The organism is Pyxidicoccus fallax (assembly GCF_012933655.1).
Taxonomy (GTDB): domain Bacteria; phylum Myxococcota; class Myxococcia; order Myxococcales; family Myxococcaceae; genus Myxococcus; species Myxococcus fallax.
This window is the reverse complement of sequence record NZ_JABBJJ010000384.1, coordinates 1-11,212: the sequence shown is the minus strand read 5'-3', so window position 1 is coordinate 11,212 and position 11,212 is coordinate 1. Positions and strand designations below refer to the sequence as shown.

Genomic DNA, 11,212 nt, shown 5'->3' with positions numbered 1-11,212 from the left:
CCTCCTGGGTGGGTGGGGGGAAGTGAAACCGCGCCCATTTGGGGCCGAACAAGCAGCCCCTTCAAGCCATTCAATCTGGAAAGCGCCCGCTGCCCGACATCAGGCCCCCGAGGACTCGCCCGCCCTCCGCCAGTGCCTACTTCTCCGGCGCCACGTGCAGTGTCAGCACCGGACAGTGCGCACGGGAGACGACCTTCTGCGCCACGCTGCCCAAGAGCAGCCGGCCCAGGCCGCGCCGGCCGTGCGTGCCCATGACGATGAGGTCGTACTTCCCCTGCTCGGCCAGGTCGAGGATGGTGGAGCCCGCCTCGCCCACCACCACCTTGTGCGTCAGCGGCACCGGCGGCGACTCCAGCTTCTGGATGAGCGTCGCCAGGTCCTTGGTGGCCGTCTCCACGGCCACCTGCTCCAGCGACAGCGAGTTCCACCCGGGCGCGGCCACCAGCAGGTCGGGCGCCACGTACTGCGGCGGCTCCCAGGCGTGGACGACATGCACGCTGGCCCCGAAGGGGCGGCCGAGCTGCACGGCGTAGTCAATGACGGCCCGCGAACCTTCCGACAGGTCCACGGGGACGAGGATGCGAGTGGGAGCAGCCATCGGGTCTTCTCCTTGCGGGGGACACCCCCGCTTGCTGGCATGGGGTTGAACCACCCTCATTGGAAGAAGCATGCCGGCGCCAGCCCGCCAGCCCGGCCCGCTGGCGTGCAAACGTTGCAGGGCAGGCGGCGCGTCGCGCAGGCCGTGCGCAGCATGGGCAACTTAACCAAGCCGAGGACACCCCCATGCTTCCTCCTCCCATTGATCAAGGTACCGTCCTCATCATCGGCGCGACGGGGGGGATTGGCCGGGAGCTCTCCCGGTTGCTCTCCCGACGGGTACGCACCCTGGTGCTCGTCGACCGGTATGCGGAGCGGCTGGAGCCGCTGCGGGACGAATTGCTCGCGCGCAACCCCACGCTGGGCGTGCTCATCCACCGCTGCGACGTGGGCTCCCCGCGCGAGGTGGACCTGCTGCTGTCCTACCTGGAGTCGCACTTCGTCCGCGTGGACGTGCTGGTGAACAACGCCGCCGTGGGCGACCGGAGCCTCTACGCCGAGGAGCGCTGGGGCCGCGTGGAGGAGATGCTGCGCGCCAACGTGTGGTTGCCCGCGCTGCTGACGCACCGGCTGCTCGGGCCCATGCTGGAGCGGGGCCGGGGCGGCGTGCTCAACATCGGCTCGGGCGCGGCGCACTTCATCCTGCCCGGCTCGGCCACCTTCGCCGCCACCCAGCGCTTCCTCGACGGCTTCTCCGAGGCCCTGCGGCTGGAGGTGCGCGAGCGCGGCGTCACCGTCACCCGCGTGGCCCCGGGGCCGCTCTGGGACGAGGGCAGGGAGGACGTCACCGGCGAGCCCGCGCCCTTCTTCAGCGTCTCCCTGGCGCGCTGCGCCCGCGAGGCCCTGGCCGGCTTCGAGCGGGGCGAGGCATTGGTCTACCCGGGCTTCGGCCACCGCTGGATGATGCGGCTGTTGCCGCTGCTGCCGCGCGGGTTCAAGCGGGCCCTGGGACGGCTGGCGCTGCGGGGCCTGCGGCGCGAGTCGCTGCTGTCGCCACAGGCCCCTCCGGTGAGGGCCGAGCCGCCGGTGCTGCTGACGGGTGAGCCCTCACCAGCGTGAGACGCGAAGGACTACAGGCCAATCTCCGCCAGGCGCGCCTTGACGCGGGTGGCCTTCACGCCGGTGTTGGCGGTGCCGCGGCCGGACGAGTTGCCGCCCAGGCCGATGTGGTGCAGGCCCACCACCTGGTGCGTGGAGGAGGAGATGACGGGCGAGCCCGAGGAGCCGCCCAGCGTGTCCGCGTCGTAGGACAGGTCCGTGGTGCTGTAGTTGGCGTTCTTCACCACGCCCGGCGAGGACTTCTTCGTCGGCGTGCAGCCGCTCGTCGTGTAGTAGTCGCAGTTCTGGTGGACGACGTAGATGCTGGCGTTGGTGGCGGCGTTGGTGCTGGACACCGTCAGCCAGCCGTACACGTCACCGGGCAGCTGGCCGTTGGTGGCCGTGCAGCGCAGCGCCGTCATGTCGTCGCCCGACCACGTCTTGATGAGGGTGCCGCAGTTGTACCAGACGCGGCTGGCCGAGGCGACGCCGTCCTCGTAGTTGAAGGACGCGCGCGCGCCGCTCGCCTCGGAGGCGCTACCGATGCAGTGGTTGTTGGTGATGATGACGTCGCGCGACACCAGCCACGCCGTGCAGCGCGAGCCCACCGCGGGGATGGACAGGTAGCCCACCGCCTGCGAGCGCGTGCGCTGCGTGCCCGACAGCGTCGTGGCGCTCACCCAGTTCACCGTGCCCACGATGACGTTGGACTCCTGGGACGCCAGCGGCTCGTTGGCCTCCACGTCCGGCACGTCCGGAGCCATCTCGGTACCGCACGCGGACAGGGCACCCACCAGGAACACAGCACGAAGGCTCTTCGCGAACATGTGACCACCTCCAAGGCGCTGGATTGCGCGCCCTGGCCCCAGGCACGCCCCGTGCCAGCGCGCCTCCGGAGGCCGCTCCACTCGGGAGCCCCCCGCCATGCCGCGCCGCGACTGGAGCGTGCATGTACCTGCAACTCAGTTGCGTTTGTAAAGTCCCTTCACGCCGACCCCTCAATCCACAGTCGCAATCACGGTTTACGCGGTTTCCTGGGAGTGGTGTTTTCGTGGTCAGCCGGGGCGCCGGCCTGTCTCCGGACAGGACAGGGGGCGTAAAAGTACAAGGGCCGCGCCCCGGGGGCCGTGGGAGGCCCGGGGGCGCGGCCCGGAGGATGGGGCGCGGCGAGGCGAAGCGGAAGCCTCAGCCGATGATCATGTCCTCGCGCTCCAGGGTGCCCTCGGCGAAGCGGCGCAGGTTGAAGCGGGTGAAGAGCTCGTCGGACTGGCCCGAGGCCATCCACTTCGCCATCCGTTCGGCGACGGCGGGGGCCATCATGAAGCCGTGGCCCACGAAGCCGGACATCTGCAGGAGGTTGTCCAGCCCCGGCGTGCGGCCCAGAATCGGGTTGTTGTCCGGCGTCACGTCGTAGCAGCCGGCCCACTGGCGCAGCACCTTCACGTGGCCCACCTGCGGCAGCTGCTCCATGAGCGCCCGGGCGAAGCGCGACACGAAGCGCAGCGTGCTGCCCATGTTGAGGCCCGCGGGCTCCTTCGGGTCACCCATGCCGCCCACGATTTCGCCGCGCATGGACTGGCTGAAGTACAGGCCCGTGTCCAGCACCGACACCAGCGGCTGCAGGAAGGGCTTGAGCGGCTCGGTGCTGAGGATTTCGTGCCGGTGCGGCTCGTTGGGCAGCTGCACGCCCACCAGCTTCGCCACCTCGGGGCTCCACGCGCCGGCGGCCAGCACCACGGTGTCGCAGGCGATGTCGCCGCGCGTCGTCTTCACCTTGCGCACCTGGCCGTTGCTCGTCTCGAAGCCGGTGACGTCCGTGTACGTCTCCACGCGGACGCCCTTCTTCTTGCAGCCCTGCGCGTAGCCCCACAGGAAGGGCCAGGGGAAGATGACGCCGTCCTCCGGGTTGTAGGACGCCGCCAGGCAGTCCTTCATCGTGAGGCCGGGGACGATGTCGCGCGCCTCGTCCGGGCTGACGATGCGGGTGGGCACACCGAACTTGTTGTGCAGCGCCACGTTGCGGTCCAGCCGCTGCGCCACCGCCTTCGTCTTCGCCAGGAAGAGGTAGCCGCCCTGGCGCAGCCAGACGTTGATGCCCAGCTCACCCGCGAAGCCCTTCATCAGGTCGATGGAGCGCTTGGCCAGCTCGACGAGCGCCGGGGTGCCCCACTGCATGCGCACGCCGCCGCCGTTGCGGCCGGACGCGCCCGCGCAGAGGTAGCCGCGCTCCAGCACCACCACGTCCGTCTCGCCCTCGCGGGCCAGGTTGTACGCCAGCGCCAGGCCCATGATGCCGCCGCCGATGATGACGACCTTGGCCTTGGCGGGCAGCGGCGCCTCGGGGCGCAGCGCGGCGGGGAAGGCGTCCACCTCCTGGGGCACGCCCCCCACGGGCGGCTGGGACTCGTCCACCGGGGCGGTGGCCAGCAGGCGCAGCTCGGTGGGGTAGAGGGGCGGGCGCGGGGTGAAGGGCACCCCGGGGCCTTGAGCGCCTTCTCCTGCTCCAGGAGCGCCGCCACCGCGGACATGCAGCTCTTGCCCTGGCAGATGCCGGTACCGAAGCCGGTGTAGCGCTTCACCGACTCCACGTCGCAGAAGCCCCGGGACACCGCGTGCCGGACGTCGTCGACGGTGACGTCCTCGCACGAGCAGATCATCGCCTTGCTCATGACAGCCCTCCCACCAGCGCCTCGGCCACGCGGCGGCCGGCGGCCCCCGCTTCCTTCGCGGTGCCACCGCCGGTGAGGTCCCCGGCGGCGTACACATCCGTTGCCTGCGTGCGACCGTCCGCGTCCGCCTCCACCACGAAGAGGCCCCGCCCCGCGTCGAACGTCACCTTCGCGCCGCCCTGCCGCGCCAGCTCGAAGCTGGGGCTGACCGGCACCGACACCAGCACGGCGTCGCAGCTCACCTTCTTCCGCCCGCCGCCCTGCGCCGTGTAGCTGAAGGCGCCCACGCCGCGCAGGCCGTGCGCCTTGGGCTCCGAGCCCTGGACGGCCGCCGGGTGCGCCCCGGACGGAGGCGCGCCCTTCAGGTCCACCACCACCGCCACCTTCACGCCGCGCTCCTGCATGAGGTTCGCGAGCGCGTGCAATTCCGGGCCCCAGCCCACCAGCGCGGCCACTTCCGGCGCCACGTCGTAGCGGCGCAACAGCAGGCTGGCCGCGCGGCCCGAGTACACGCCGGGCAGGTCGTTGTTCTCGAAGGGCAGCATCGGCGGGTGGCCGCCGGGCGCCAGCAGGAAGCGCTCCGCGTACACCTTCAGGAGGCGCGGGCCCTCCGGCTCCCAGACGCCCACCGCGAGGTAGCGTCCGCCCTCGTCGTCATACAGGCCCAGCACCGGGGCGCGGGTGTAGACGCTGCCCTTGGGGAACGCGGTGGCCTCCGGCACCTCGGGCGCGCCCGCCTCGGGGGCGCCGTGCGCCAGGCGTCCACCCAGGTGGCCGTCGCGCTCGAAGAGGAGGAAGGGCACGCCGCGCTCTGTCAGCACGCGCGCCGCCGCCAGGCCCGCCGCGCCGCCGCCCACCACCGCCACGCGCGTGCGCAGCGTGCGGGCCGGGGGCGGAGTCGGGGCCGCCTCTTTCGGCAGGAGGCCCAGGCCGGCGAGCTGCCGCGCCACCTTCGCCATCACCTGCTCGGCCACCGGCACGCCGGCGAACATCTCGTGGTGGTCCAGCCCCTTGGGGAAGAACCAGTCGATGGTCTCGAAGACGTCCACCTTCGCGGAGGGGTACGCGTTCTGCCGCTCCAACCGCATGCCTTCGCGCGCGGGCGTGCGGCACGTGTAGACGTTGGGCTGGCCGTCCACCCGCATCAGGCAGTGGGAACATGCCGCCGCGAAGCAGTAGGGGCTGCGGGGGCGGTGGTACTTCACGGAACGGGCGAGCATCTGCTCGTCGGCGGCAATCAGGGAGCACGCCACCGGCTCGCCTTCGATGGCGGGGATGCTCTCGCCCTCGAGGTCCACGGTGATGGCCCTGCCGCGCGGGGAAGCGTCTGGGAGGCGTCGCATGGGTGTGCGCAAAATGGCGCACCCGGAGGGGCCGGTCAAAGCCCGAGGGGCCATGACGCGCCATGGCGATTCCAGGAAGGCGACAGTGTGGGTGATGGCGCGTGCGACCTTCTCTAAGGCGCACCCGGAGAGCCCCGGATGCAGCCCCGCAAAACACTCCGGGGACCGCCCCGGGCCGTGTCGGCCGCGTGACGATCCCCGGGACTGTGACGCCTGCTCGCCATGACGGGCCGTGTGGACGGCCCGGGACGCGCTCGCTACACCGGCTGGTCGGCGGTGGGGATGATGGGTTCCGGCATTCCGCGCGGCCGGCTCATCCCGAAGCGGGTGCGGATGACCGCGCCCAGCGCCATGAAGCAGACGAAGATGGAGAAGAGGGTGCCCAGCACGGGGATGGCCCCGATGACCATCAGCACCAAGAGCCCCAGGGCCAGCACCACCGCCTGCGTCTTGCGGCCGCGCAGCAGCGGCAGGCGCGTGCCCACCTCGCTCGCCACCGCCGCGTAGCCCAGCGCCGCCGCCAGGGGCGCCGCCATCCACAGCACCAGCGCCGCGGGGATGCCGATGATGGTGATGCACAGCACCACCGTCAGGGGAATCATCGCCAGCAGGCCGATGAACCCGGTGAGCCCGGACTGCAGCGGCTTGCGGCGGATTTCGTCACCCAACTGCTTCATGCGCGCCGGGAAGAACAGCTGCCCCAGGAAGCCCAGGCCGAACATCACCGCGAAGGTGAGGATGAACGCCGCCAGCCCGCCGCCGTCGTCATCGCGGTCCTCGCGCTCCACGTTGGCGCCGCGGGTCTCCTTCATGCCCTTCTTCAGCTCTCCGGCCACCATGCGGCCGATGCCGGCGCCGCCGAAGGTGTCGATGCTGCCCTCCACCTCCGCGCCGTCCGCCCGCTCCACGACGCCGCCGAAGGAGGACACGTCGCCCTCCACGTGCGCGTCCGGCCCGAGGATGACGTTGCCGCCGAAGGCGTGCGCGTCCCCCTCCACGTGGCCGTGGACCTCCAGGTTGCCGCCGAAGGCGACCGCGTCGTCCTCCACGTGGCCGTTCACCACGAGGTTGCCGCCGTACACCACGGCGCTCTCGACGTTCTGGCCCTCCTTCACCTCCAGGTTCTGCCCGCGCGCCACCACGTTGCGGCCGCCGGAGCGCTGCTTGCGCCGCAGCTCGTCCCGCGTCTTGCGCATCTCGTCGCGCGCCCGGTCCATCTCCCGCCGCGTCTCCTCGCGCGCGTCGCGCATGGCCTCCGCGGCCTCGTCGGACGGGTGCCCCGGCATGGGCGGCATCGGAGGCATGGCCGGCATCGGAGGCATGGGCGGCATCGAAGGCATCCCGGACGAGGCGGCTTCCGGAGCCTCGGGCGCGGGAGTCGCGGCGGCCGTCTCACCCGAGGCCGCCGCGTCCTTCTCCTTCTGCGTCATGGGGCGCAGCGTGTAGATGGAGCCGTCCTGCTCCATGCGCAGCGAGTAGGCGCGCGCCACGGTGCTCAGGGCCTGGTGGGCGGTGACGCCGCGCAGGTGCACCTCGGCGGGCGTGTCCAGGTCGCCGGTGACGACGAGGTTGAGGCCGCCCTTGTCGGCGATGGTCTTCAGCGCGTCGCGTAGGCTGCCGCGGAAGCTGATGTCCACGGTGCGCGCGGCGGGCGCGGTGACGGCGGGCTTCGAGGCGTCGGGAGTCTCCGCGCCGAGCGCCAGGGGCGCGCCGAGGAGCAGAGCGGGAACGAGGATTCGAGGGGAGATCTTCATGGGTCGCTCAGGCTTCGGAAGGAGTGGGGACGCCGCCAGCAAGCCGCTTGAGGCCGTACAGCGAGGTCAGCAGGAGGAAGGTGAGGAAGCTGGCCACCGCCAGCCCCGCCGTGGCCCACAGCGCGTGGGCACCGCTGAGGACGCCGTCGATGAACTGCGGCCCCTCCACCATGAACGCGGCGACCTGGGTGCCCAGGCGGCCGAGCGCCTGGTCATTCATCAGCAGGTAGCCCAGGCCTCCCAGCAGCGAGGTGAGCAGGATGGCCACGCCGGACCAGACCTCGCGCCGCTGGGGCACGGGCTCGGCGGCCACGCGCGCCATGACGTTGGCCACCAAGCTGGGCGGCGGCAGCGGATCCGCCAGCCGGTACAGGTCCTGCTCCATCAGCCGGTGCTCTTCGAGGATGGCGGCGCACGCCTCGCACTCGGCGGCGTGGTCCAGGGAGGGGCCCTCGCCGGCCTCCAGCTCCGTGAAGAGCAGCTCCAGGTCCGGGCACGGGTGCGGGGTCATCGGGGAGCCTCCTCGGTCGGCGTCATCTTCTTGCGCAGCTTCTCCCGCGCGCGGAACAGACGGGCCATGATGGTGCCAGGCGCGCAGCCCATGACCTGGGCAATCTCCTTCGTCGTGCGCTTCTGGACGTAGTAGAGCGCGAGGACTTCACGGTCCTCGGCGGACAGGGTGGCCATGGCCTCCTCGAGCGACTGGCGCTCCTCGGTGGCGATGGCGCGGTCCTCCTGCGACACGTCGCCGCTGGGGAGCACCTCCTTCATGGGCTCCAGCTCCTCCGTCTTCACCTTGGTGCGGCGGCGGAGCACGTCCAGGCAGAGGTTGCGCGTAATCGCCAGCACCCAGAGGTCGAACGGCCTCGAGTCGTCGTAGCGGTGGAGGTTCTGGTAGGCGCGCAGCAGGGCCTCCTGCGCCACCTCCGCGGCCTCCGCCTCGCGCTGGAGCAGCCGCAGGGCCAGGCCGTAGACCGGGCGCTGCACGCTGCGCACGAGGGACTCGAAGGCGGACGGGTCGCCGCGGCGAGCGGCCTGTACGTCCGCCTTCCAGGGGAGCGGGGGAGCTTCCTCAGCCATCAGCATCCCGATGGCGTGGGCGAGCGACCCGGGAGCGTCGTCGAGGGCAAGAGCGTTCACGCCTTGTCCTACGGCGCGCCCGTCCGCCCATTGCGTCCGGCCGTGACATCTCTATTTCTTTCGTGATTTCGGGGCCTTGGCCGCCCGCCTGGCGGCGGTTTCCGTGCGCGCGATTTCCTTCGCCGCCTTGCGCTGGCGCTGCCGCTCGCGGAAGCCGACGGGCTCCGCGGGGGCCTCCGGGCGCTGGGCCTCCGGAGCGGCCTGCCGGGCGAGCGAGCGGTGGCGGGAGGGCACCTCGGGAGCGCGGTCCTCGCGAGCACCGCGGTCCTCGCGGCCCCCACGTTCCTCGCGACCCGGGGGCGCGCGGCGGCGGGCGCCCTCCGCGCTCCGCTCCTCGCGGCCCGCCGGAGCACGGCGGCGGGCGCCACCGGAGCCCCGGTCCTCGCGCTCCTCGCGTTCCGCGGCCTGCTCGGCCTCGACGAAGCGCGGGCGCTGCTGGGCGCGGATGGTCTCCACGGAGTCCTCGGCGTACTCGAAGTGGAAGAGGCGCTTGATGACGAGCGTGGCGTAGGCGCCGGGGGGCAGGGTGAAGGCGACGTTGACCTTCACGTTGCCGCGGTTGAGCTCATCCGGCTGGGTGCGGCCGATGACCAGCTTGTGCGGGAAGACGAGCAGCGGCCGCTCCTCGTGCTTGAAGAAGAGCCGGCGCGGCTCCTCCTCGATGCGCAGGTCCTCGAGCTTGAGCTTCTCGCGGCCCAGCACCCACGTGACGGCCTCTTCCACCTTCGGGTCCGTGAAGGTGGTGTCCGGGGCGAGGAGCGGGAAGGTGGCGTCGCGCAGGGTGCGCAGCACCTCCGGGCTGGCGTCGCGGTGGAACAGCAGCGTGCCGGCCTGGTAGCGCATGGGGAACAGGTGCTCGCGCGGCAGCAGCAGCTGGAGGTAGCGCCGCACGCCCTCGTTCCAGAGGTAGCTCTGGTACGTGAAGAGCAGCATCGCCCGGTAGTCCGAGTCGATCTGCATGAAGGCCTTCACGAAGTCCTTCGGATCGTCGCGCAGCGACTTGAGGATGCGGTGGTACTTGCGCGTGCCCTCGAAGGGGACGCGAGCGTTCCACCGGCCCCAGTTCTCGCGCCAGAAGGCCTTCACCTTGGCGTCCTCGGTGCGGTCCAGCTCCGAGGGCGCGGCCATGTAGTTGTGCAGCGCGGCCTCGAAGTCCCCGCGGATGAGGTCCTTGGCGATGAAGCCCTGGCCGTGCTTCAGCGAGCCGAAGCGCTGGCTGTCGAAGTAGTTCACCACGCCCAGGCGGTTGACCTCGGCGGTGGCGACGTTGAGGGGCCCCAGCGACTCGGGGCTCAGCGAGCGCACGGTGACGGAGAAGCGGTTGGACGTGATGTTGGCGGCGGACAGGGGCTTGTCCGTGCGGCCCAGGTACTTCAGGCGCAGGTCGGGCTCCTGCATGTCCACGTCCGCGCCGTCCACGGCGATGATCTGCTCGGTGCGGCCCTGCTTGTCCTTCAAGCCACAGTAGCTGATGGCGCCGGGCTTGAGCCCGAAGGCGTCCCGCAACCGCGTCACCGCATCGAAGGTGGACAGCTTCTGCTTGTCCATGAGGTAGACGCGGTGACGTCCCGACGCGACCTCGTCGAAACGGTAGGACTCCTTGACGGAGAAGTCTTCGGGCTTCTGTTTGATTCTCACGGGGCCCCCCTTAGCAGCGTGGGCCCGCGGATTGAAGCGCGAGCGCCAGGAAGGGCATAACCCCCGACGTCATGCGGCTTCTTCCCGTCCTGTTCCTCGCCCTGGGGCTCGCCCTGGGCCCCGGCTGCGCCACGACGCTTTCCACCCAGCAGACAGCCCGGCCGCTGGCGCCGGGGCAGGTGCAGGTGTCCGGCGGGCTGGGGGTGTTCCTCCCCCTGGGAAACCTCGTCCGGGTGGTGGACACCGGCATCGACCAGGGGGAGGAGGCCCGGGACGCCATCGAGGAGGACCGGCCCTACGCCCTGGGCGAGGAGGCCCAGCAGCGGCTGCTCACCGCGGGCGTGGCCCTCATGGTGGCCCCGCCGGGCGTCAACCCCGAGCTGATGGTGCGGGTGGGCGTGGTGGACCGGGTGGACGTGGGGCTGCGCTACAGCGGCATCTCCCTGCGAGCGGACGCCAAGGTGCTGCTGTTCCACGGCGGGGACGCCGACGAGACGGGGTGGGTGGAGGTCGGTCAGCGCTCCTATGACGTGGCCCTGGGCCTGGGGGCGGCGCGCCACTTCTTCTCCAGCCCCGTCCTGGACGTGCTGGAGGTGGTGGAGCTGGGGGACTTCAGCCGCTACGACGTGGAGGTGCCCCTGTACGTCAGCGCGGATTTTGGAGACGTCTTCAAGGTGTACGGGGCGCCCAAGTACGTCTTCAGCCGCACCCGGCTGGATGAGCGGCTGGTGGACTACTCCCGCCAGGGCAAGCCGGTGTCGGGCTTCGACGCGTCGCTCCCGGCCACCGTCAACAGCCACTTCGTGGGCAGCACCGTGGGGGTGGCCCTGGGCTACCGGTACGTCCATGTCTTCGCGGAGCTGACCGGGGGTTACATCTTCTGCAATCCCACCCTCTTCGGAATCGAGAGGGAGCTGGGGAGCGTCACCGTCTTTCCCTCCCTGGGGCTGGCCATCCGTACGGGAGGGCCGGACCGGGAGCGTGGGCGGCCGGGAGCACGGCGGGGCCGGTGAGGGTCCGGGCGGTGGGACGC

General features: G+C 71.3%; 9 protein-coding genes and 1 pseudogene. 2 read left to right on the top strand and 8 right to left on the bottom strand.

Annotation, left to right across the window (positions count from 1 at the left end; translation table 11 throughout):
* Positions 1–136: 136 nt before the first annotated feature.
* Positions 137–598, bottom strand: coding sequence for a universal stress protein (locus HG543_RS45725; protein ID WP_169351268.1), 462 nt, complete (start codon positions 596–598; stop codon positions 137–139).
* Positions 599–783: 185 nt separating this feature from the next.
* Between HG543_RS45725 and HG543_RS45720 the strand changes: the two genes are divergently transcribed.
* The gene (locus HG543_RS45720) at positions 784–1,656 is read left to right on the top strand and encodes an SDR family NAD(P)-dependent oxidoreductase (protein WP_169351267.1); all 873 of its coding nucleotides are present in this window, start codon (positions 784–786) and stop codon (positions 1,654–1,656) included.
* An 11-nt stretch (positions 1,657–1,667) separates the two neighbouring features.
* On the opposite strand, the gene HG543_RS45715 is transcribed toward HG543_RS45720, so the two are convergent.
* The 7 genes and pseudogenes from HG543_RS45715 to truD all read right to left on the bottom strand — a co-directional run bounded on the left by HG543_RS45715 (position 1,668) and on the right by truD (position 10,179).
* On the bottom strand, positions 1,668–2,462 hold the full coding sequence (locus HG543_RS45715) for a trypsin-like serine peptidase (protein WP_169351266.1): 795 nt from the start codon (positions 2,460–2,462) through the stop codon (positions 1,668–1,670).
* A 358-nt stretch (positions 2,463–2,820) separates the two neighbouring features.
* Positions 2,821–4,304, bottom strand: a pseudogene (locus HG543_RS45710) (FAD-dependent oxidoreductase).
* A complete protein-coding gene (locus HG543_RS45705; protein ID WP_169351265.1) occupies positions 4,301–5,647 on the bottom strand; it encodes a 2Fe-2S iron-sulfur cluster-binding protein in 1,347 nt (448 codons plus the stop codon). The pseudogene HG543_RS45710 and the gene HG543_RS45705 overlap by 4 nt, the downstream one beginning before the upstream one ends.
* A 257-nt stretch (positions 5,648–5,904) precedes the next feature.
* Positions 5,905–7,401 carry a polymer-forming cytoskeletal protein gene (locus HG543_RS45700; protein ID WP_171818650.1) on the bottom strand — a complete coding sequence of 499 codons (1,497 nt, stop codon included), beginning with the start codon at positions 7,399–7,401 and terminating at the stop codon, positions 5,905–5,907.
* Positions 7,402–7,408: 7 nt separating this feature from the next.
* Positions 7,409–7,912: a hypothetical protein gene (locus HG543_RS45695; RefSeq protein WP_169351263.1), complete on the bottom strand. Its 504-nt coding sequence runs from the start codon at positions 7,910–7,912 to the stop codon at positions 7,409–7,411.
* A complete protein-coding gene (locus HG543_RS45690) occupies positions 7,909–8,481 on the bottom strand; it encodes an RNA polymerase sigma factor (protein ID WP_171818652.1) in 573 nt (190 codons plus the stop codon). The genes HG543_RS45695 and HG543_RS45690 overlap by 4 nt, the downstream gene beginning before the upstream one ends.
* A gap of 111 nt (positions 8,482–8,592) precedes the next feature.
* Complete coding sequence (truD, locus tag HG543_RS45685; RefSeq protein WP_169351261.1) at positions 8,593–10,179, bottom strand: tRNA pseudouridine(13) synthase TruD; 1,587 nt, start codon at positions 10,177–10,179, stop codon at positions 8,593–8,595.
* A 71-nt stretch (positions 10,180–10,250) separates the two neighbouring features.
* Here truD and HG543_RS45680 point away from each other — a divergent pair, with 71 nt between their 5' ends.
* Complete coding sequence (locus HG543_RS45680; RefSeq protein WP_169351260.1) at positions 10,251–11,192, top strand: hypothetical protein; 942 nt, start codon at positions 10,251–10,253, stop codon at positions 11,190–11,192.
* Positions 11,193–11,212 lie beyond the last annotated feature (20 nt).

Coding starts and splice junctions, on each gene's coding strand:
- HG543_RS45725 (WP_169351268.1), bottom strand. CDS start 598: ATGGCTGCTCCCACTCGCATCCTCGTCCCCGTGGACCTGTCGGAAGGT.
- HG543_RS45720 (WP_169351267.1), top strand. CDS start 784: ATGCTTCCTCCTCCCATTGATCAAGGTACCGTCCTCATCATCGGCGCG.
- HG543_RS45715 (WP_169351266.1), bottom strand. CDS start 2,462: ATGTTCGCGAAGAGCCTTCGTGCTGTGTTCCTGGTGGGTGCCCTGTCC.
- HG543_RS45705 (WP_169351265.1), bottom strand. CDS start 5,647: ATGCGACGCCTCCCAGACGCTTCCCCGCGCGGCAGGGCCATCACCGTG.
- HG543_RS45700 (WP_171818650.1), bottom strand. CDS start 7,401: ATGAAGATCTCCCCTCGAATCCTCGTTCCCGCTCTGCTCCTCGGCGCG.
- HG543_RS45695 (WP_169351263.1), bottom strand. CDS start 7,912: ATGACCCCGCACCCGTGCCCGGACCTGGAGCTGCTCTTCACGGAGCTG.
- HG543_RS45690 (WP_171818652.1), bottom strand. CDS start 8,481: ATGGCTGAGGAAGCTCCCCCGCTCCCCTGGAAGGCGGACGTACAGGCC.
- HG543_RS45680 (WP_169351260.1), top strand. CDS start 10,251: ATGCGGCTTCTTCCCGTCCTGTTCCTCGCCCTGGGGCTCGCCCTGGGC.